This is a genomic window from Streptomyces sp. STR69 (assembly GCF_024519455.1).
In the GTDB taxonomy this organism is placed as follows: Bacteria; Actinomycetota; Actinomycetes; order Streptomycetales; family Streptomycetaceae; genus Streptomyces.
Genome location: NZ_JALJRY010000003.1, coordinates 240711 through 259664 on the forward strand (window position 1 = coordinate 240711; position 18954 = coordinate 259664).

An 18954-nucleotide genomic window follows, 5' to 3' on the forward strand; every position below is an offset into this window, starting at 1 on the left:
GGCCTGTTGGGTCAGAGCGGGAGAGCTCGGAGGGGGAGGGTGATCCAGATGCTCTTGCCCTTGCCGTCAGCGTCACCTCGGACGACCGCGGTGCCGGACAGGCCGAGGGTGAGTTCCATGACGGTGGCCAGCCCGCCCGTCCCCGCGTCGGTGAGCGACGCGTACAGCGGCGGCTGATAGGGATGGCGGTCGTGCACGGCGAACGCCAGGCAGTCCGCGCCTGCCGCGTAGATCACCGTCACCTGTGGCGAGAGCACGGCGGCGTGCCGGACGCTGTTGGTGACCAACTCGCCGAGTATCAGCAGGGCCGGGCCGACCGCGGGGTGGCGCAGGCTGATCCCCCACTCGGTCAGCGCCCGCTCGGCGGTCTGCCGGGACAACCGGACGGCGGACGGCTCGGTGGGCAGGGTGAGCACATGGCGATGGGGCAGGGCTTCGAGCCGCGTGGCCATCAACTCGCCGTCCCGCGCGTCAGCCGGAAGCCGCAGACGCTCTGGGGATGGATACGGACGATCGTGTCATGGGGGCCGTACGTCCATCCGGTGAGCGTACGGCGGAAGTGGGCGGCCTCGTTCGGATCGGTGATCACCTCGGCGGGCCCTGCCACGGTCACCGTCCAGCCGGTGCCGGTCGCGACACGTACCTCGTCCACCTGGTACGTCACCGTCAGCGGGACGGCTGCCGCCTGCACCGGAGCGCGCGCCACCAGGCGGCCGTACTCCCAGGTGTGCCGGCCGGGCCGGATGACGCTCGCCTCCCGCTGCGTGTACACCAACCGCCCCAGGGTGCTGCCCTCCAACAACCACAGGGCCTCAACACCGGATACCTCGACCATGCGCAGGGGTGTGGGCACAGTGCTCATCGGACGGTTTCCTCTGCTTCCTCGGTGAGGGGCCGGGGCGACTGGGCAGGGTGCAGCGGCATGACGCCGGCGCACTCCAGGCGGGTGCGGGCACCCTGGATCGCCTCGGGCGTGGTGGCGTACTCGTGTCCCTCCAGGCGCAGCAGTTCCAGCGCGCCGACGGAATCCAGGACCTGGCGCTGTCCGGGGCGTATCCCGGAGGTCATGACGGCGATGCCGCGCCGGTGGAGCTTTTCGACCGCGTCCTTGAGGACGAGGGCGCCGGTGGCATCGATGGTGGTCACGCGGGACATGCGCAGGATGACGACGCGTACGTCGGCGACCTCGGCCAGTTCCAGGAGGAAGCGGTGGGCGGCGGCGAAGAACAGCGGGCCGTCGATGCGGTAGGCGACGATGTGCTCGGCCAGCAGGGCGTGCTCCTCGGCGCTGTGGTCGCCCCGGTCGAGCGGCACCTGGTCCAGTCGGGCCTGTTTGGCCACGGCCCGCAGGGCGAGCGCGCTCGCGACCATCAGGCCGAGCACCACGGCGTACACGAGGTCCAGAGCGAGGGTCGCGACGGCGGTCAGCACCAGGATCAGCGCGTCGGCGCGGGTGGCCTTCGCCATCGCGCGCAGCGAGCCGACCTCGACCATGCGGATCGCGGTGGCGAGCAGCACACCGGCCAGCGCGGCGAGCGGGATCTTCGAGACCAGGGGCGCAGCCGCGAACACGATCACTGCGAGGACCGCGGCGTGGGTGAGGGCCGCCAGCCGGGACCCGGCGCCGGTACGGACGTTGACGGCCGTGCGCGCGATCGCGCCGGTCGCCGGCACCCCGCCGAACAGCGGGGCGGCGATGTTGGCCAGCCCCTGGCCGAACAGCTCCCGGTCCGGATCGTGTTTCTGACCTACCGTCATGCCGTCGGCGACCGATGCCGACAGCAGCGACTCCAAAGCCGCCAGCGCCGCGACCGCCACCGCCGGAGCCAGCAGGGACCCCAGCGAGCCGAGGTCGAGGAAGGAGAGCGAAGGAGCCGGGAGCCCGGAGGGCAGATCGCCGATCGGCGTGGCGGCGTCCAGGCCCGCGGCCTGCGCCACGACGGTGGCCGCGATCACCGCGAGGATGGAGAACGGGACGGTGGGTCGCAGGCGGGCGCCGATCAGCATCACGCCGGCGACCGCAACCGCGAAGGCGATGGCGGTCCAGTTCGGGTCCTTCGCGAACGCCTCCAGCGCGCGCCAGGTCACGACGAGTACGCGATCACCCTCCGGCTTGGGCACCCCCAGGGCGTTGGGGACCTGTTGCAGGCCGATCACGCAGGCGATACCGAGGGTGAAGCCCTCCACGACCGGCGCGGGCACGTACTGCATGTACTTGCCGGCCCTCAGCAGGGCGAGCGCGACCAGCATCACGCCCGCCATGAGCCCCACCATGAGTACCCCGGACGGTCCGTGCGCGGCGACGATCGGCATCAGCACCACCGTCATCGCGCCCGTCGGCCCGGACACCTGCAGATTAGAACCGCCGAACACCGCCGCCAGCGCACCGGCGATCACCGCGGTCGCCAGACCGGCCTCCGCGCCGAGCCCGGAGGAGACACCGAAGCCGAGCGCGAGCGGGAGCGCGACGACCGCCACCGTGAGGCCGGCCAGGAGATCGCGGCGGGGGTCGCGGCGCGTCTCCGCCCAATCGTTCCGGCCGGGAAGCAGCTCGACGATCCGGCCTCGGATCCGGGTGAGAGCGGACCTCATCGCGCGGCGACCTGGGCTTCCCGGAGTTCGGCGAGCAGTTCGTTCCGGCCGGAGAGCATCTCGGTCAGGATCCGGCGCGCGGCCGCCATGAGGTCTGCGACGTCTCCGCCGGCCAGCTCGTAGACGACCGTGGCCCCCTCCCGCGTCGAGGTGACGATCCCGGAACGGCGCAACACGGCCAGCTGCTGGGAGAGGCCGGAGGGCTCCACCTCGATCGCGGCCAGCAGGTCTCGTACCGGCAGTGGCCCGTCCTGCAGCAACTCCAGCACCCGGATCCGTACGGGATGCCCCAGCATCCGAAAGAACTCGGCCTTGGCCTGGTACAGCGGAACGGACACGACTCCTCGCTTCCCCGACAGCGCCCCACCCGGGAGGCAAGTGAAGGCTGCGCCAGCGGCTACATGCAGACACAGCCAACACAGCATCTAGCCAATTGCGAAATTTAGCAATTCAGCATCCCACTGGTGCCGGATCATCCCCCGTGAGTGAGGGGGTGGGTGGGTCAGCCCTTCTTGACCACGCTCGACTTGAGCTGCATGGCCCCGAAACCGTCGATCTTGCAGTCGATGTCATGGCCGTCGACGCCGTCGACCAGCCGGATACTGCGCACCTTCGTGCCGGCCTTGATTCCCGAGGGGCTCCCCTTGACCTTGAGCGCCTTGACCACGACCACGGAGTCGCCGTCCTGCAGCACATTGCCGACGGCATCCTTGACCACCCGCTCCGCAGGAGCGCCGGAGTCCGAGCCGCCCTCGGTGGGCACCCACTCATGGCCGCACTCCGGGCACACCACCAGCGCGTTCATCTCGTAGGTGTACTCACACGAGCACTTCGGACAGGGAGGAAGATTCTCGATCATCTCGCCAGCGTATCCGGCCCCGCACCGCCGACGATCCCGTCATCCGGCGTGCGGATACGGCCACTGCGGGACACGTCCGTTGGGGAGAGAAGCAGTCGTACGTCGGCCTGAGACCGGGTGCAGGACTCGCGGACCGGGTGTCGACGACCAGCCCCGATCCGGCCTTCGGGGCCACTTCGCGACAAGGGCACCCGGAGGGAGGGACGATCCGACACGGAGCCCGCCCGGCCACGCCCCCGGTGCGAGCCGTTTCCCCCGACTGCCCAAGACCTGCGGCGGCAAAGTCGGCCGCCCGGGCGGTGAAGCCTTCCCCAGGCGAAGTACGAGGTGTCGCGGCCGTGGCCGGCTTCAGCACATGGCGTGCCCCCGCCGGGGGGGCTGTGCGTCAGCGGGTATACGGACAGTACGCGACTGGGCGGTGACGCAACTTCCGTTACCTCGCCTGAAGGCAGAGGGCTCCTGCGCGGCGCGAAGGCCGGGTCGCGGTCACTTCAGCTTGGCTCAACTGGGGTCAGTGGGACGGTCGTTGGCAGTGTCCGGGATCCGTAGCGGTTGGTCCAGATAGGCCGTTCGTCGGCGACCGAGGGCCGAACGGCCCTGTATTTGTGCCCCGCGACGACGAGATCGTGGCGGGGCACATCCTGGCTGCGTCGGCGCAGGCCGACCGGCACCGCGGAGGTAACAACCATGATCCATGGGCGCGCACGTGTCGCGGCTGTGGCGGCCCTGGCTCTGACAGGAGCCGTGATCCGGGAGCGTGTGGCGGCAACGGCAGCGCCGTCACGACGACCGGTCGCACCCCGACCGTCGCGGTCGGCGGCACTGCCCCGGGCAGCACACCCACCACGCCCGGCACCACTCACGCCCGGGCAGGCCCGACCAGCGGGTGGGGACCGGACGTCTGGAGCGGAGCGTGGGGCTCCGGCAGGATGGGCGACGGTCAGGGTTCCTGGGCCCCGGCATTACAGCACCCGCGTTGGGACCCGGGTCTCGGCCGGGCAGGCAAAGAACATCGCCCTGACGTGGCTTCGCCTCCGTGACACCACGCTGACTCCGGGCGACCCGGAGTCCTACCCCGGCCGGCACGGTACCTACATCGCCACCAGCCGACGGTAGGCAGGACGCGGCGAAGGCACGCCCTCTCACCGCGACTCGGGGAAACCACAGGTGAGCCGCCCTCTGAGCTCGGCTCCCGGTCAGCTCCTGAACGGGGCCGAGGTCCGTACGCGCGCGGTCGGGGCGCCGAACCCCGATCCCCTGTGCAAATCCGTCGCGAGCCCAGAGGGTTCCGCGAGACCCCGCATCCGTACCCCTTCCGAACCGGACAGGAGACACAGTGCTCGTTTCACGAAAAAGGGTGGGAACTCTCTTCCTGGGTGGTGCGCTTGCTGCCACCCTCGGATCACTTCTCTATCCCGCCATGCTCGGAGTCCAGAAGGTCAGCAGCGCGCCCGAACGGGTCATCGCCACCCCGGCGACCGGACCGCTGACGGAAGCCGACCGGGATTTCGTGGTCGAGGTACGCTCCGCCGGGCTGTGGGAGTACCCCGTCGGTCAGACGGGCTTGCGGAAAGGTACGACAAAGGCGGTCAGGACCGCCGGCGAGCACCTGGTCGACGGGCATGCCTCGTTGGACGCCGCGTGCCGCAATGTCGCCGGGCAGCTGAACATCACGCTGCCCAACCAGCCGTCGCCACAACAGCAGGGCTTCGTGGCCACTCTGAACGCGGACAGCGGCAAGCAGTTCGACACCGACATGGCCACCCTTGTGCGAGCGGCCGACGGCCGGCTCCTCTCCACGATCGCGAGCATCCGCACCACCACGAGGAACTCGCTGGTCCGTTCCCTCACGGACCAGGCCAACAGCACCGTCCTGGACCACCTCACGGTCCTGGAGAAGACCGGCCTGGTCGACTTCGGCCAGGTCCTCCCCCAGGAGACCACCGCGCCCACGCTCCCGGCCAAGGACATGACCCCGCCGCCCCCGGCCGCGACACAGCCGCAGGTCGTTCTCACCCCGCCGGCTACCACCACACCTTCGCCGAATCCGTCGGCAGGATGAGGAGCGGGCCCAGCTTTTGGCGACGGCCCGGATCGATACCCACGGGGCCCGGGAGATGAGCGGCGTCGCAGCCACGCTCGAACCGCAGGACCTTGTCGCCGCCGCGCGGCAACACGCCCGCCTCGTCGCGGAGTTCTCGGTCCGGCTCGCAGCAGACTGAAGTCCATCAGCGTTTCCGAGCCGCGTGACCCCGGTGTGCAGCTCACGCTGGACCAGGCGTCAACTTCCTTACCCGTCAGGGCAGTTCTGGCCAGCCAACAGGTCCCGTCGTGGCGTTGTTCGGTCGTCGCGGGTCAGTCCCGAAGAGACTCTCCCGAAGTGAGGGCCAGACGCATACGGTCCCGACACCGAGGCGGGTCGGCAGCACCGGCCCGCCGCAGTCGACGCAACACAAGAGGAGGCGCTGTGGCGAGTGTGGAAGTGTCGCTGAAGGAGATGATGGCCGGGATCGAGGGGGCGTTGGGGGCCGCGGTCGTCGACTACACCAGCGGGATGGCGCTGGGCACGCTGGGCGGCAGCAAGACCCTGGACCTGACGATCGCCGCGGCCGGCAACACGGATGTGATCCGGGCCATGGTGCGCACCATGGAGCAGCTGGGCCTCAAGGGCCAGATCGAGGACATCCTGATCACGCTGGACAGCCAGTACCACCTGATCCGCCTGATCACCGGCCGCGGCGGCAACGGCCTGTTCCTGTACCTCGTGCTCGACAAGGCCCGCTCGAACCTGGCGATGGCCCGCCACCAACTCAAACACGTGGAGGGACAGATCGAGATCTAGCTCGGCCCGGCATGCAGGAGTCACGTCTGCCCGTGATGTGAAGACTTCTTCAACTCATCAGATCAACATGATCGCAATCTGTAGGTCACGCACGGCCCTGCGTGTGAAGAAGGATCGGGCCTCCGAGGGCGGCCTGTGGTGTGACGCCGCCCCCGGAGGCCGCGGCATCCCGCGGGCCTCATGCCCACGCACTCCGCAAGGGACGAGCATCCGCGCAGGTCGCCCAATACGGAACCGGCGGCTGGTTGGACGAGCACCGCAAATTCGCTCGCGCCGATGACCAGGGACACGTTCTGGACGGCGGTGACCGGCGCCTGGTGCTGTGTAGCGGACGGTCACTGGGCTTGATCTGCTTTGACGGACATCCGAGATCAGGGGTCCTGCCCCAGAAGAATGTCCGTCGTGGAGGGCAAGGGGGAGAAGTGGTCTCCGCCTCGATACACCAGGACGGTTCCGCGTTGGCCATTCATCTGTTGCCCTGACCCGTTCCGTGATCCACAGGCCAATCGAAAGGGCGGCCCCGGGGAGCGCGTGGGGAGAATCGACAGCACAACTGGGCACGAACGTGAGTGATCCAGAAAGACGCATCAGCCCGGACCAGAGACATTCCCGTCAGCATCATCGCAGGTCAGGATCACCAGGTAGAAGTCTTCAAGAAGATCTCCTCGACCCTCCGGCTTCACAGACCGCGACTCCACTCGCAGCGCCCTTGCCCTCGCCCCGGCCTCGGTCTACTACCCACCAAGATCCGGACCCTACGCGGGCCAGGGCTCGACCACTCCTCCTGCAATACAGCGTTTGTGCAGGGCAAAGCCTTCTGCGGCCCGCACCACCAGCAGACCAAGAACCTGCTGGTGCACGACGGCCGAAGCGCGAAGCGACCCAGAAGTCAGCAAGCGGACTGCCACAGCCACCCACACGCAGCCACACCACGGAATCGACGCCTCGCCCACGCCGACCCCTCAAGTCCCGGCTCTCGCGTAACCTCCGCCGCCGCCCGGGCGACGAAGACGGAAGTGCACGCGCCCCCGCCCTGGTCAACCTCATCGGCACATCTCAGCAGGTCAGCGCACCCTCCCCCGCGGCTTCAACGCCAACGGAGGCAGCTCGGGAGCCGGCAGCGGCGCCCCGTCGTACCCCTTCACCTCGCCGAATCGCGACCCCGTCATCCAGTCCTCACGCGCCTGCACGATGTCTTCCTGGGTGCGGCCGATCCAGTTCCAGAACATGATCAACTCCTCCTCGAACGGCTCGCCCCCCAGCAGCATCAGGCCGGCGTCCGACGCGGCGCGCAGCGGGAGTTCGGTGCGGCCGCAGCCGAGGTAGAGCATCGAGCCCGGGAGGACCGGAACGCCGTCGACGTGGGCCTCGCCGGACATGGCCAGGACGGCGTACTCGAAGTCGGGTTCCAGCGGCAGGCGTACGTCCGCGCCGGCCGCGAGGGCCAGGTCCGCGCCGACGATCGGGGTGTACGTCGTACCGGGCGAGGTCGCACCGTCGACGTCGCCGAGGACGATCGTGGCGCGCAGGCCCGGCGCCGTGACGACCGGCAGCTCGGCGTGGTGCTCGAAGTGCGGCTCGACATGACGGTCGCTGTCGGGGAGGGCGACCCAGAGCTGCGCGCCGTGCAGGAAGCGGGCGTGCGTCTTGGGGCTCTGCTCGGCGTGGCTGATGGCACGGCCGGAGGTCATGAGGCCCAGTTCGCGCGGGCGGATCGTCGCGACGCTGCCGGTCGAGTCGCGGTGCAGCACCTCGCCCTCGTGCAGCCAGCTGACGGTCTGCAGACCCATGTGGGGGTGTGGGGGCACCTGCATGCCGGGCTCGTCGGCGATGTCGTCGGGGCCGTAGTGATCGACGAAGCACCAGGCGCCGACCATGCGGCGGCCCAGGTTGGGCAGCAGCCGACGGACTTCGGTGGACTCGCCGAGCTGGACCTTGCGAGGGCTGAGTAGTTCACGGACGGGCTCCGCCACCACGAAACCACGGCCGCCGCACAGGGCCGGAACCGCTTCGCGATCAAGATTGCTCATGGCGACAACCTAGTCCCGTCGAGGCGGTTGCGTCAGTCCGTCCAGCGCCGGTCCGTCCCTCGGGGCATGCCCTTCCCCGTCGCCGCCCCGTTCGGAAAATAGTAGCCATGGATATAGTAGCCATGTACCGTATCGGTCATGAGTACGGCATCCGAGGGCGCGACGCCCGGTTTCCTGGTCTGGCGACTGTCGATGAAGTGGCGCGTGGCGGTCGACCGCGCGGTGGCACCCCTGGGACTGACCCATGCGCAGTACTCCCTGGTGGCGTCGCTGTACGGCATGCAGCGCTCCGGGCTGCGCCCCAGTCAGCGGCACCTCGCCGACCACACCGGACTCGAAGCCCTCTATGTGTCGAAGCTGGCCCGCGCCCTGGAGTCCGCGGGCCTCGTCGAGCGCACCCGGGACCCCCGCGATCCGCGCGCGGTCCAACTGGCCCTCACCGACGAGGGCAGTGCTGTGACCCGGCAGGCGATCAAGGTCGTCCACGGGCTCCTGCAGCAACTGCTGGAACCGCTCGGCGGCCTCGACAGCGAACGGACCCGGGAGTTCGGCCGGGACCTGGCGACCCTGCTCGACACACCCCTCGACCCCGCGAGTGAGCACGAGAAGGAGCAGTCATGACCACCACCGCGACCCCCGCCAACGCCCGTACGCTCGGTCTGGCCCACTACGCCGCCCGCGCCGTCCTGGAGAGCGTCCTCGTCCGCCACGGCGTCGGCTTCCAGCAGCAGATCACCCTGCGGCCGGTCGCCCTCGCCGCCGGACCCGTCGACCGTGGGCAACTCGCCGCCGACACCGTGGCGGCCCTGAAGGTCGACGAGGACTCCGCGCAGGGCACCATCGACGAACTGATCACGGCCGGACTGGTCGGGACGGACGCGTCCGACGTGCGGATCACGGACGCGGGCCGGGAGCTGTTCGAGCGGATCACGAAGGAGACGAGCGCGGCGAGCACCAGGATCTGGGGCGACATCCCCGAGGAGGACCTCGCGACCGCCGGCCGGGTGCTGACCCTGATCACCGAGCGGGCGAACGCCGAGCTGACCGCCGTCGCGAAGTAGTGGAATATTCAACCAACAAGGTCCGTTGAGTGGGTCGAAGGAGGTCAAGTGGACATGACGTACTACGACCACGGAACACCGGCGGAGCGTTGGGAGCGCGCGCAGATGTTCTTCGACGCCAAGGACTACGCCGCCGCGGCCCGGGTGCTGGGCGGGCTGGTCGAAGAGGTGCCGGAGCAGACCGGACCGCGCCTGCTGCTGGCGCGCGCCTACTACCACTCGGCCCAACTGCGGCGCGCCGAGACCGAGTTGCGTGTCATCGTGGAGCGTGACCCGGTGGAGCACTACGCGCGGCTGATGCTGGGCCGCACGCTGGAGCGGCAGGGCCGGCACGAGGAGGCGGGCCCGCATCTGCGGATCGCCTCGGCGCTCGCCGGTGACTTCGAACAGGTCTGAGACGCGTCGACCGACGCGCGGAGGGGCCCGGTTCCGTGACGGAACCGGGCCCCTCCGCGTGTGTCACTGCTTGGCGTACGTCCGGCGGCCCTGCCGGTGGGCCATCTCGCCCAGCACCACGTCCACCACGATGAACGCGGCCAGCGGGATCCCCAACAGCGGGACGAAATAGCCGAGTACGGCGATCACCGCCAGGGCGGGGACGAGGAGCAACGGGGGCACCTGCGCCCAGGCACCTCGCGGGATCGGGCGGCCGAAGGAGGAACCCCGGCCGCGCTGCCACCACATGCGGTAGCCCCACACGATCAGCAGGATCAGGGAGAGGGCGAGGAGCATCAGGGCTATCTGATTGACGAGACCGAAGAGGACACCGGTGTGCAGGTCGATGCCCCAGCGGGTCAGTTTGGCGAGCAACGGGTAGTCGGCGAAGCGGAGTTCGTCGGTCACCTTGCCGGTGGTGGGGTCGACGGCGACCGCGTCCTGTTTCTCGGGCCAGCTGCGCTGCACCTGTTTGACGACGTACGTCGAGTCGGCGTCGGCCGGCGGGACGATCTCGACGGGGTTGCCCAGTCCCTCGGCCCGCGCCGCGGCGAGGATCTTGTCGAGGCCCACGCCGTGTTCGGCGTCGCCGGTCGCGGTGGAGCCGCCGTGGCCCGCGTGTTCACCGCTCGCCGCGGCGGACACCGAGGGCGTGGACTGGCCCAGGGAGGTGCGGAGTTCGTCGATGTTGGCGCCCGCGTACGTCGACCAGGTCAGTCCGGTCGCCGAGAGGAAGATGAACCCTGCGGCGGCCCAGACACCCACCGTGCCGTGCAGGCCGAGGGTGCGGCGGCGTCCGCTGGTGCCGCGCAGCTTGCGCAGGGCGCGGCGGCGGGAGAACCACAGCACCAGACCGCCGGCCGAGATGACCCACAGCCAGCTCGCGGCGAACTCGCTGTACAGGCGGCCGGTTTCGCCGAGGTTGAGATTGCGGTGGAGGTCGTCGATCCAGGTGCGCAGCGGGAGCGCGCCGGTCGAGCCGTACTGTTCCAGCGCGCCGCGGACCTTCCCGGTGTACGGGTCGACGAACACCGCGAGGGTGTGGTCGGAGCGGACGCCCTCGACGCCGGCGAGCATGACGCGGGTGGTGGCGCCCGCCTCCGGGGAGGGCCGGACCGCCGAGACCGTGCCCTCGGGGTGTGCCTTGCGGGCGGCGGCCACCTGCTGCGATATCGGCAGCTCGCGGTCGCCGACCGGGACGGTCAACTCATGGGCGTACACGATCCGTTCGGCCTGGAAGGCGCCGGCGTACAGGAAGCCGGTGGTGGCGGCGACGAGCAGGAACGGGGCGACGAGCACTCCGGCGTAGAAGTGCAGGCGCAGGATCAGGGGGCGCAGCGGGGCCCAGCGGCTGGGGGACGGTGCCGGGGCGGGCTCCTGCGGGACCTCGGCCGGGGCGGTCGAGGGAGCGGTGGACATGGGCGGGCTTCTCCGGGTGGCAGGGGGCGGGGCGGTGGGCGGGGTTGGTCTGTCGTAGCCGTAGTGGTCCAGTAGTCGGCGGGTGGAGGCACCGAGTTCCCGCGGGTTGGAGTGGCGTGCGTCACTTCGGGCCGGGCCGGAGATCATGGCATCCTGGCGCGATGGCACTTCCCAGTGATCGCGCGCCCCTTGCCGAGCGGGTGGAGGAACTCCTCGCCGCCGGCGGTCCGTTGCCCATCGTCTCGGCCGGTGACCCGGTGCTCAGGCGCGGCACCGAGCTGTTCGACGGCCAGTTGGAACCCGCGCTGCTTGCCCGGTTCGTCGAGGCGTTGCGCGTGACCATGCACGCGGCGCCGGGTGTGGGCGTCGCGGCCCCGCAGGTCGGGGTGGAACTGCGGATCGCGGTGATCGAGGATCCGGCGCCGGTGCCGGACGAGGTGCGGGTGGTGCGCGGGCGGGTGCCGCAGCCGTTCCGGGTGCTGGTCAATCCGTCGTACGAGCCGGTCGGTGACGGTCGGGCCGCGTTCTTCGAGGGGTGCCTGAGCGTGCCGGGCTGGCAGGCCGTAGTGGCGCGGCACGCGTCGGTGCGGCTGACCGGGCAGGACGAGCACGGGCGGGCGGTGGACGAGGTGTTCACCGGGTGGCCCGCGCGGATCGTGCAGCACGAGACGGACCATCTCGACGGCCTGCTCTACCTGGACCGGGCCGAGCTGCGCTCACTGTCGTCCAACGAGGCGATGGCGGAGCGCTGGGCGCAGCCGACACCGGTCGAGGCGTCGGCTGCGCTCGGCTTCGAGCTGCCGTAGCGAAGCGCTTTCAACTGCCGTAGGGCGTCAGGGGTGTTCAGCCCCGGTAGGCCTCCAGCAGGCGGAGCCAGATCTCGCTGATCGTCGGGTAGGACGGGACCGCGTGCCACAGGCGGTTGATCGGGACCTGGCCGGCGACGGCGATGGTCGCGGAGTGGATCAGTTCGCCGACACCGGGGCCCACGAAGGTGACGCCGCGCAGGGTCTCGTCGTCGAGGTCGACGATCATGCGGGCGCGGCCCCGGTAGCCGTCGGCGTAGAGGCCGGCGCCTGCGACCGAAGAGAACTCGACGTCGACGGCGCGGACCCGGTGGCCGGCCCGTTCCGCCTCGGCGAGGGAGAGGCCTACGGCCGCCGCCTCCGGGTCGGTGAAGACGACCTGCGGTACGGCGTCGTGGTCGGCGGTGGCCGCGTGGGCGCCCCAGGGGTCGGTCTCCAGCAGCGGGACGCCTACGGCGCGGGCGGCGATCGCGGCGCCCGCGATGCGTGCCTGGTACTTGCCCTGGTGGGTGAGGAGGGCGCGGTGGTTGACGTCGCCGACGGCGTACAGCCAGTCGCTGTCCTCGACACGGAGGGAGTCGTCGACCGTCAGCCAGGAGCCCGGTTCCAGGCCGATCGTGTCGAGGCCGATGTCGTCGGTCTGCGGGGCGCGTCCGGTGGCGAAGAGGATCTCGTCGGCCTCGATGCGGTCGCCGCTGTCGGTGACGGCGACGACGGTGCCGTTCTCGCGGGTCACCGACGTGACGGAGGTGCCCGTGCGCAGGTCGACGCCCGCCTCGGTGAGCGCGTCGGCGACCAGTTCGCCGGCGAAGGGTTCCATGCGGGGCAGCAGGCCCTTGCCGCGGACGAGGAGGGTGACCCGGGAGCCCAACGCCTGCCAGGCGGTGGCCATTTCGACGGCGACCACCCCGCCGCCGACCACGATCAGCCGGCCGGGCGCGGCCTTGGCGCTGGTGGCCTCGCGGCTGGTCCACGGCCTGACGTCGGCGAGTCCGGGCAGGTCGGGGAGGAGGGCGCGGGTGCCGGTGCACACGGCGACCGCGTGCCGGGCGGTGAGGACGTGCCGTACACCGTCGGGGCCCGTCACCGTCACCTTGCGGGGGCCGTCAAGGCGGCCCTGGCCGCGGTAGAGGTCGGCGCCGATGCCGTCGAGCCAGCGGACCTGGCCGTCGTCCTTCCAGCCCGAGGCCTCGTAGTCGCGGTGGGCGAGTACCGCGGCGGTGTCGAGGGGGCCCTGGACGAGGTGGCCGAGGCCGGGCACGCGGCGGGCGTCGGCGCGGGCTATCACCGGGCGCAGCAGGGCCTTGCTGGGCATGCAGGCCCAGTACGAGCACTCGCCGCCGATGAGTTCGCTCTCCACGACCGCGGTGGAGAGACCGGCCGCACGGGTGCGGTCGGCGACGTTCTCCCCCACGGGCCCGGCCCCGACCACCACGACGTCGTACACGATGGATTCCGTTTCCGTCATGGGGCCAGTCTGCTGGGTGGTGTGCGCGGAGGCCACACGGGTAGGGGCGCGGAATACGGGCCCGGACGGCCGTGTTGTCCGGGACGGCTTCGCCCCCACATCGAGGAAGAGGGAATCACGTCATGAGCAGCACCGTGGAGCTCACCAAGGAGAACTTCGACCAGACGGTCACGGACAACGACTTCGTCCTGATCGACTTCTGGGCGTCCTGGTGCGGGCCGTGCCGTCAGTTCGCCCCGGTCTACGAGAAGGCCGCCAAGGACAACCCGGACCTGGTCTTCGGCAAGATCGACACCGAGGCCCAGCCCGAGCTGGCCCAGGCCTTCGAGATCCGGTCGATCCCCACGCTGATGATCGTCCGTGACCGTGTCGCCGTGTTCGCCCAGCCCGGCGCGCTGCCGGAGGCCGCCCTGACGGATGTCATCGGCCAGGCCCGCAAGCTCGACATGGACGAGGTCCGCAAGTCGGTCGCCGAGCAGCAGGCGCAGGCCGAGCAGAACGGTAAGTGAGCGCAACGCTCAGAACGGGTACGACGCCACGTCTCCGCGCACCGTCGTCCAGCGTACGTCGGTGAAGGCCTCGATATTGGCCTCGCCGCCGAAGCGGGCGCCGGTGCCGGACGCGGCGACCCCGCCGAAGGGCGCCACGGCCTCGTCGTTGACGGTCTGGTCGTTGATGTGGACGATCCCGGTCGGAATGCGTTCCGCCAGGTCCAGGCCGCGGGCCGCGTCGCGCGTGACGATGCCGAGCGAGAGACCGTAGGGTCCGGTCGCGGCCAGGGCCGCCGCCTCCTCGGCGGTGGCGAAGGACCGGACCGGCGCCACCGGGCCGAAGACCTCCTCCGCGTAGGCGGGGGTGTCGTCGACGACGCCCGCGAGGACGGTCGGCCGGTAGAAGAGGTCCTCGTGCGTGCCGCCCGCCGCGAGCCTGGCGCCACTGGCGGTGCTGGCCTCAACGAGGCCGTGCACCTTGGCCAGTTGGGCGCCGTCGATGATCGGCCCGAGGTGGACCTGCGCTCGGTGCGGGTCGCCGACGGTGAGCAAGTCGGCCTTGGCGGCGAGGCGTTCGACGTACTCCTCGTAGAGCGACTCGTGGACGAGATGGCGGCCCGTCGTCATGCAGATCTGGCCCTGATGGAAGAACGAACCCCAGGCCGCCGTGGAGATCACCGCGTCCAGGTCGGCGTCCGCCAGCACGATCAGGGCGGAGTTCCCGCCCAACTCCAGGTGTGCGCGCTTGAGATGGCGCCCGGCCGCCTCACCGACCGCGCGCCCGGCGGCGGTTGAACCCGTGAAGGAGATGACCGGCACCTGCGGGTCGGCGACCAGTGCGGCCCCCACCTCCGCGCCGCCGGGCAGGACCTGGAGGAGTTCGTCGGGCAGGCCGGCCTCCGCGAAGACCGCCGCGAGGGCCAGTCCCCCGCAGACCGCCGTACGCGGGTCCGGCTTGAGGACGACCGCGTTGCCCAGCGCGAGCGCCGGGGCGACCGAGCGGATGGAGAGGATCAGCGGCGCGTTGAACGGCGCGATCACGCCGACGACCCCGACCGGGACACGGCGGGTGTACGACAGCCTCGGCGCTTCGGAGGGGAGGACCTGTCCGGTGGGGCGGGAGGCGAGCGCGGCGGCCTCGTAGCACTCCTGGGCGGCGACGTGCAGTTCGAAGTCCGCCTTGCCGGGGATCGACCCGGACTCCCGGACGAGCCACTCGCGCAACTCCTCGGCGTGCGCGGCGAACAGATCGCCGGCCCGGCGCAGCACTCCGGCCCGGACGAAGTGCGGGACGCGCGCCCATTCGGTCTGCGCGGCACCTGCCGCCTGTACGGCGGGGCGTATGTCCTCGGCCGCGGCGAGCGTGACGGTGGCGAGCGGGTCGCCGGTGGCGGGCTCGGTGACCGGGTACTCAGGGCCCGACAGGGTGCGGGACTGCCAGATCTTGGGGTCGAGCAGGGGCATGGCGGCTCTCCGTTCCGTCAACGGCGGGACCCGCGCTGGTAGTTGGAGTCCCGGATCGTGCGTGTGACGGGATGCGGTGATCCGGCGCAGACGTCTGGACCGCGTCCGGGGTCGAACGCACCCCCATCTGGTTGAGCCTGCAACATTCTAGTCGCGTACGGCGTGCTCGCCCCGTTCCGCGGCCGTCGGATCCGGTTCGGCTCTCAGCTGGAGTCGCGGTGCACCACCGAGGCGCTGAGCAGTTCGTGCACGCCCGGCACCGAGCCGGGGTCGCGGACCGCGTTGTCGACCAGTTCGGCGAGGTCGCTGCCGGACGGGAGCTGGATGTGGACGGTACTCAGACGTGGTCGCAGCAGCCGGCCGATCATCAGGTCGTCGGCGCCGATCACGGCGGTGTCCTCGGGGATGCGGATGCCTTCGTCCTGGAGGGCGCGCATCAGCAGCATCGCGTACTCGTCGTTGTACGCGAACACCGCGTCGAGGCCGAGGGCGTCCCACTGGGCGGCGGTCTTGGCTGCGCTCTCCTCGCTGTAGGCGAGCGGGAGTTCGGTCACCGTGGCGTCCGTGCCGAGCAGGGCGCGGCGCACGCCTGCGAGGCGGGGCCGGGAGAAGATCCCCATGCCCGGCTCCTCGGGCACGACCACGCCGATCCGGCGCCGGCCGCGGCCGTAGAGGTGCGTGCCGGCGGAGTGGCCGACGCCCTCGTGGTCCAGGAGCAGGACGTGGGCGCCCTCGATCGGCTCGGGGCCGAGGGTGATGACGGCCCGCGCCCCGGAGCGCTTGAGGACCGCGACGCCCTGCGGGCCGAGTCCGGCGCCGGGCACCAGGACGGCGACCGGGCGCAGTTCGGCCCAGGCGCGGGCGGCCTCGTCGCCGCGCAGACCCACAGAACCGTGCTGGACGACCGTGTAGTCGAGGCGGCTGAGCGCCCACTGGAGTTCGTTGATGAACTTGCTGTAGAGGAGCCCCACCTGCATGGCCGGCGCCGGCATCAGCACCATCCGGCTGTGTCCGGCGCGCAGGCTGCGGGCCGCCGCGTGCGGGACGTACCCGAGTTCCTTGGCGGCCTCGTGGACGCGGCGGCGGGTGGGCTCGCTGATCCGTACGGCGCTGGTGTTGTTGAGGACGTAGGAGACGGTCGCGCGTGAGACGCCGGCCAGGCGGGCCACATCGGCGCTCGTGGGGACCGAGCGCGGTGCGGGCGACGGGGATGCGGGCGTTTTCGGTATCTGCACCATGACGTACGGCATCTTGGCAGAAGCCGGGGGCGGGCAGCGCGGCGGGGGAACGGTCGTCACAACTGCAACATGGTCCGGGATTTTACGAACACGTTCGTCACGAACTTGTTCGGGGCGAACATGTTCGTTACCGTGGAGGCATGACAGCTCGCCCCGACACCCCGCGCAGCCGCCGTGAACGCCCGGCGAAACCCGCCCTGAGCAGGGCGGCCATCGTCGCCGCCGCGGTGGCGGTGCTGCGCGCCGAAGGTCTGCAGAAGGTCACCATGCGGCGCCTGGCCCAGGAGCTCGACACCGGACCGGCCTCGTTGTACGTGTACGTCCGCAACACCGCGGAGCTGCACGCGGCCGTCCTCGACGAACTGCTCGGCACGATCGGGCCCGTCCCCGCCGAGGGCACCTGGCGCGAACGCGTGGAACAGGTCCTCACCGCGTACACCGCGATGCTCTTCGAGCACCCGAGCCTCGCCCGTTCGGCACTGACGGCCTGGCCCAGCGGCCCGCACTACCTGAACCTCATCGAGACCCTGCTCGCCCTGCTCGACGAGGGAGGCGTCCCGCCCGCGCAGGCCGCCTGGGGGGTGGACCTGCTGCTCCAGCAGGCCACCGCGACGGCCGCAGAGCACTCGGCCGAGGACACCGCCCGGGACGACTGGGACACCCTGACCGACGCCCTGCGCAACGTCTCCGACCGGACCCACCCGCACATCGCCGCCCGCTCCGGCGACCTCCTCTCCGGGGCGCCCCTGGCCCGCCTGTCCTGGAGGTTCCAGGCGCTGATCACCGGGATCGAGCGGACCGCCGTACCCGACTGACACCCCGAACTCCCCCTCAACTCCCGCCCTTTCCAAGGAGGTTCACCATGACCACCCCCCACCACCCCCTCGCGATCATCGGCGGCGGACTCGGCGGGCTCACGCTCGCGCGGGTCCTGCACGTCAACGGCATCGAGGCCGCTGTCTTCGACCTGGACGCCTCCCCCGCCGCGCGCACCCAGGGCGGCATGCTCGACATCCACGACGACACGGGTCAGCCGGCGCTGCGCGCGGCCGGTCTGTACGAGGAGTTCCGCGCGCTGGTCAACACGGGCGGCGAGGCCACCCGCGTCCTCGACCGGGCCGCCACGGTCCTGCTGGACGACCCCGACGACGGCACCGGCGGGCGCCCGGAGATCGACCGCGGCCAGCTGCGCGACCTGCTGCTGAACTCGCTCCCCGAAGGCACCGTCCGCTGGGGCGCGAAGATCACCGGCGCCCGCCCGCTGGACGGCGGACGGCACGAGGTGACGCTCACGGACGGCACCTCCTTCACCACCGACCTGCTGATCGGCGCGGACGGCGCCTGGTCCAGGGTGCGGCCCCTGCTCTCGGACGCTCTGCCCGCGTACACCGGCATCTCGTTCGTCGAGGCGGACCTGCCGGACGCCGACCTGCGGCATCCGGTGAGCGCCGAGGTCGTCGGCGCCGGCATGCTGATGGCCCTCGGCGCGGGCAAGGGCTTCCTGGGCCACCGCGAGACCGACGGGAGCCTGCACATCTACGTGGCGCTCGCCGTCCCCGAGGACGAGTTCGACGGCGTCGACTTCACGGACACCGAGGCGGCGAAGACGTACACGCTCGGGCACTTCGAGGACTGGGACAAGACTCTGCAGGCGCTGCTCGGCGACGCCGAAGGACCGCTGACCCCGCGGCGGATCCACGCGCTGCCGATCGGGCACCGCTGGGACCGGGTGCCCGGGGTCACGCTGCTGGGCGACGCGGCCCATCTGATGTCGCCGTTCGCGGGCGTGGGCGCCAATCTGGCGATGCTCGACGCGGCCGAACTGGGCCTCGCGCTGGCCGCGCACCCGGGCGACACCGAGGCCGCGCTCGCCGCCTACGAGGAGAAGCTCTTCCCGCGCAGCGAGGAGTCGGCGGCGGACTCGGCGGCGAGCGGGGAAATGATGTTCCGCGACGACGCCCCGCAGGGCATCCTCGACATGTTCGCCTCCTTCGGCTGAGCCGGACTCAGCAGGGCGGCGGCGTGGCGGTCACGCGGGCCACGAGGTCGATCCAGCCGGCCTCAAGACGCTCCATGGGCATCCCGCACTGCCTGGTCAGATGGTTGATCAGGGCGGGGTCGAGATACGCCATGAGCGGCTGGGAGAGCAGTTCGCAGTCGGCGTCGGGCAGGATCTGCCGGAGCAGCATCGTGACGTGGGTGCGCAGCGCCAGGAGCGCGGTGTGGGAGAAGCGGCGGGTCGGGTCCGG

General features: G+C 70.9%; 19 protein-coding genes and 1 pseudogene. 9 read left to right on the forward strand and 11 right to left on the reverse strand.

From position 1 onward, the window contains the following. Window positions 1–11 precede the first annotated feature (11 nt). The 5 genes from OC490_RS07375 to OC490_RS07395 all read right to left on the reverse strand — a co-directional run bounded on the left by OC490_RS07375 (window position 12) and on the right by OC490_RS07395 (window position 3451). Window positions 12–452 (reverse strand): ATP-binding protein, encoded by a 441-nt coding sequence (locus OC490_RS07375; protein ID WP_262056999.1) that lies wholly within the window; start codon window positions 450–452, stop codon window positions 12–14. Further along, on the reverse strand, window positions 452–862 hold the full coding sequence (locus OC490_RS07380) for a pyridoxamine 5'-phosphate oxidase family protein (protein WP_262057000.1): 411 nt from the start codon (window positions 860–862) through the stop codon (window positions 452–454). The genes OC490_RS07375 and OC490_RS07380 overlap by 1 nt, the downstream gene beginning before the upstream one ends. Next, the gene (locus tag OC490_RS07385; protein ID WP_262057001.1) at window positions 859–2592 is read right to left on the reverse strand and encodes a SulP family inorganic anion transporter; all 1734 of its coding nucleotides are present in this window, start codon (window positions 2590–2592) and stop codon (window positions 859–861) included. The genes OC490_RS07380 and OC490_RS07385 overlap by 4 nt, the downstream gene beginning before the upstream one ends. Continuing rightward, window positions 2589–2930, reverse strand: coding sequence for an ArsR/SmtB family transcription factor (locus OC490_RS07390; protein ID WP_262057002.1), 342 nt, complete (start codon window positions 2928–2930; stop codon window positions 2589–2591). The genes OC490_RS07385 and OC490_RS07390 overlap by 4 nt, the downstream gene beginning before the upstream one ends. A gap of 164 nt (window positions 2931–3094) precedes the next feature. Continuing rightward, complete coding sequence (locus tag OC490_RS07395) at window positions 3095–3451, reverse strand: zinc ribbon domain-containing protein YjdM (RefSeq protein ID WP_315986658.1); 357 nt, start codon at window positions 3449–3451, stop codon at window positions 3095–3097. A 1372-nt stretch (window positions 3452–4823) separates the two neighbouring features. On the opposite strand from OC490_RS07395, the gene OC490_RS07400 reads away from it, so the two are divergent. After that, window positions 4824–5513 (forward strand): DUF4142 domain-containing protein, encoded by a 690-nt coding sequence (locus tag OC490_RS07400; RefSeq protein ID WP_262057196.1) that lies wholly within the window; start codon window positions 4824–4826, stop codon window positions 5511–5513. Window positions 5514–5918: 405 nt separating this feature from the next. After that, complete coding sequence (locus OC490_RS07405) at window positions 5919–6293, forward strand: hypothetical protein (protein WP_262057003.1); 375 nt, start codon at window positions 5919–5921, stop codon at window positions 6291–6293. 1064 nt (window positions 6294–7357) lie between these two features. On the opposite strand, the gene OC490_RS07410 is transcribed toward OC490_RS07405, so the two are convergent. Continuing rightward, the gene (locus tag OC490_RS07410; RefSeq protein WP_262057004.1) at window positions 7358–8323 is read right to left on the reverse strand and encodes a pirin family protein; all 966 of its coding nucleotides are present in this window, start codon (window positions 8321–8323) and stop codon (window positions 7358–7360) included. 138 nt (window positions 8324–8461) lie between these two features. On the opposite strand from OC490_RS07410, the gene OC490_RS07415 reads away from it, so the two are divergent. Genes OC490_RS07415 through OC490_RS07425 form a run of 3 tightly spaced genes read left to right on the forward strand, consistent with a single transcriptional unit; the run spans window position 8462 to window position 9780 of the window. Then, window positions 8462–8944 carry a MarR family winged helix-turn-helix transcriptional regulator gene (locus OC490_RS07415; protein ID WP_262057005.1) on the forward strand — a complete coding sequence of 161 codons (483 nt, stop codon included), beginning with the start codon at window positions 8462–8464 and terminating at the stop codon, window positions 8942–8944. Beyond that, window positions 8941–9384 (forward strand): MarR family winged helix-turn-helix transcriptional regulator, encoded by a 444-nt coding sequence (locus tag OC490_RS07420; RefSeq protein WP_262057006.1) that lies wholly within the window; start codon window positions 8941–8943, stop codon window positions 9382–9384. Before OC490_RS07415 ends, OC490_RS07420 begins: the two co-directional genes overlap by 4 nt. 48 nt (window positions 9385–9432) lie before the next feature. Then, entirely contained in the window at window positions 9433–9780 is a 348-nt protein-coding gene (locus OC490_RS07425) for a tetratricopeptide repeat protein (protein ID WP_262057007.1), read from the forward strand. Window positions 9781–9843: 63 nt separating this feature from the next. On the opposite strand, the gene OC490_RS07430 is transcribed toward OC490_RS07425, so the two are convergent. Continuing rightward, a complete protein-coding gene (locus tag OC490_RS07430) occupies window positions 9844–11238 on the reverse strand; it encodes a PepSY-associated TM helix domain-containing protein (RefSeq protein ID WP_262057008.1) in 1395 nt (464 codons plus the stop codon). 161 nt (window positions 11239–11399) lie between these two features. Here OC490_RS07430 and OC490_RS07435 point away from each other — a divergent pair, with 161 nt between their 5' ends. After that, complete coding sequence (locus OC490_RS07435; RefSeq protein ID WP_262057009.1) at window positions 11400–12044, forward strand: peptide deformylase; 645 nt, start codon at window positions 11400–11402, stop codon at window positions 12042–12044. 37 nt (window positions 12045–12081) lie between these two features. On the opposite strand, the gene OC490_RS07440 is transcribed toward OC490_RS07435, so the two are convergent. After that, window positions 12082–13512 (reverse strand): dihydrolipoyl dehydrogenase family protein, encoded by a 1431-nt coding sequence (locus OC490_RS07440; RefSeq protein ID WP_262057010.1) that lies wholly within the window; start codon window positions 13510–13512, stop codon window positions 12082–12084. Between the two features lie 122 nt (window positions 13513–13634). Here OC490_RS07440 and trxA point away from each other — a divergent pair, with 122 nt between their 5' ends. Beyond that, the gene (gene trxA, locus OC490_RS07445) at window positions 13635–14021 is read left to right on the forward strand and encodes a thioredoxin (protein ID WP_262057011.1); all 387 of its coding nucleotides are present in this window, start codon (window positions 13635–13637) and stop codon (window positions 14019–14021) included. A gap of 9 nt (window positions 14022–14030) precedes the next feature. Here the strand turns inward: trxA and OC490_RS07450 are convergent, their stop codons facing one another. Next, complete coding sequence (locus OC490_RS07450; protein ID WP_262057012.1) at window positions 14031–15467, reverse strand: aldehyde dehydrogenase family protein; 1437 nt, start codon at window positions 15465–15467, stop codon at window positions 14031–14033. 203 nt (window positions 15468–15670) lie between these two features. Further along, on the reverse strand, window positions 15671–16705 hold the full coding sequence (locus OC490_RS07455; RefSeq protein WP_262057013.1) for a LacI family DNA-binding transcriptional regulator: 1035 nt from the start codon (window positions 16703–16705) through the stop codon (window positions 15671–15673). Between the two features lie 140 nt (window positions 16706–16845). Between OC490_RS07455 and OC490_RS07460 the strand changes: the two genes are divergently transcribed. After that, the gene (locus OC490_RS07460; RefSeq protein ID WP_262057014.1) at window positions 16846–17520 is read left to right on the forward strand and encodes a TetR/AcrR family transcriptional regulator; all 675 of its coding nucleotides are present in this window, start codon (window positions 16846–16848) and stop codon (window positions 17518–17520) included. A gap of 47 nt (window positions 17521–17567) precedes the next feature. Then, a complete protein-coding gene (locus OC490_RS07465) occupies window positions 17568–18704 on the forward strand; it encodes an FAD-dependent oxidoreductase (protein WP_262057015.1) in 1137 nt (378 codons plus the stop codon). A 7-nt stretch (window positions 18705–18711) separates the two neighbouring features. Here the strand turns inward: OC490_RS07465 and OC490_RS07470 are convergent. Continuing rightward, window positions 18712–18954: pseudogene (locus OC490_RS07470) on the reverse strand (TetR/AcrR family transcriptional regulator); the annotation flags it as partial.

Coding starts and splice junctions, on each gene's coding strand:
- OC490_RS07430 (WP_262057008.1), bottom strand. CDS start 11,238: ATGTCCACCGCTCCCTCGACCGCCCCGGCCGAGGTCCCGCAGGAGCCC.
- OC490_RS07460 (WP_262057014.1), top strand. CDS start 16,846: ATGACAGCTCGCCCCGACACCCCGCGCAGCCGCCGTGAACGCCCGGCG.
- OC490_RS07455 (WP_262057013.1), bottom strand. CDS start 16,705: ATGGTGCAGATACCGAAAACGCCCGCATCCCCGTCGCCCGCACCGCGC.
- OC490_RS07435 (WP_262057009.1), top strand. CDS start 11,400: ATGGCACTTCCCAGTGATCGCGCGCCCCTTGCCGAGCGGGTGGAGGAA.
- OC490_RS07375 (WP_262056999.1), bottom strand. CDS start 452: ATGGCCACGCGGCTCGAAGCCCTGCCCCATCGCCATGTGCTCACCCTG.
- OC490_RS07415 (WP_262057005.1), top strand. CDS start 8,462: ATGAGTACGGCATCCGAGGGCGCGACGCCCGGTTTCCTGGTCTGGCGA.
- trxA (WP_262057011.1), top strand. CDS start 13,635: ATGAGCAGCACCGTGGAGCTCACCAAGGAGAACTTCGACCAGACGGTC.
- OC490_RS07440 (WP_262057010.1), bottom strand. CDS start 13,512: ATGACGGAAACGGAATCCATCGTGTACGACGTCGTGGTGGTCGGGGCC.
- OC490_RS07420 (WP_262057006.1), top strand. CDS start 8,941: ATGACCACCACCGCGACCCCCGCCAACGCCCGTACGCTCGGTCTGGCC.
- OC490_RS07465 (WP_262057015.1), top strand. CDS start 17,568: ATGACCACCCCCCACCACCCCCTCGCGATCATCGGCGGCGGACTCGGC.
- OC490_RS07450 (WP_262057012.1), bottom strand. CDS start 15,467: ATGCCCCTGCTCGACCCCAAGATCTGGCAGTCCCGCACCCTGTCGGGC.
- OC490_RS07380 (WP_262057000.1), bottom strand. CDS start 862: ATGAGCACTGTGCCCACACCCCTGCGCATGGTCGAGGTATCCGGTGTT.
- OC490_RS07395 (WP_315986658.1), bottom strand. CDS start 3,451: ATGATCGAGAATCTTCCTCCCTGTCCGAAGTGCTCGTGTGAGTACACC.
- OC490_RS07385 (WP_262057001.1), bottom strand. CDS start 2,592: ATGAGGTCCGCTCTCACCCGGATCCGAGGCCGGATCGTCGAGCTGCTT.
- OC490_RS07410 (WP_262057004.1), bottom strand. CDS start 8,323: ATGAGCAATCTTGATCGCGAAGCGGTTCCGGCCCTGTGCGGCGGCCGT.